General features: G+C 45.4%; 1 protein-coding gene. It reads left to right on the top strand.

What is annotated here, in order from left to right; genetic code table 11:
* Nucleotides 1-109: 109 nt before the first annotated feature.
* A partial coding sequence (locus tag A3763_RS03790; RefSeq protein ID WP_369823083.1) for an A24 family peptidase occupies nucleotides 110-498 on the top strand: 389 nt, incomplete at its 3' end.

Raw genomic sequence — 498 nt, 5'->3', positions numbered from 1 at the left:
ACTTTTCCAACACCTGAATGACAACCCTGCGTTCCTATACGCTTCAACACTTATTTTCGGTTTATTAGTCGGCAGCTTCTTGAATGTTGTCATTTTTAGGCTCCCTAAAATGCTTGAGCAAGATTGGGCACTTCAGTGCGCTGCATTTTTAGACCAGCCTGAACCAAAACAGGAAAAAATCACCCTATCGACCCCCAACTCGAGCTGCCCAAAGTGTCAGCATGCGATTAAGCCTTGGGAAAATATCCCTGTAATCAGCTATATCTTCTTGCAGGGGCGCTGTAGTCAGTGCAAAAACAAAATCTCGATCCGCTACCCTTTAGTTGAACTTGTCACAGCTTTACTTTCACTTGCCGCTATTTCCATCTATGGTGCAAGTTATGCTGGTCTTGCAGCACTTATCCTGACCTGGGTACTTGTGGCACTAACGATGATCGATGCCGACACACAACTTCTGCCAGATAACATGACGCTACCACTAATGTGGGGTGGTTTGAT

This window comes from Oleiphilus sp. HI0128 (genome assembly GCF_001635365.1).
The sequence above is the reverse complement of the archived record's forward strand: the minus strand, read 5'-3'. Positions and strand labels throughout refer to the sequence as shown.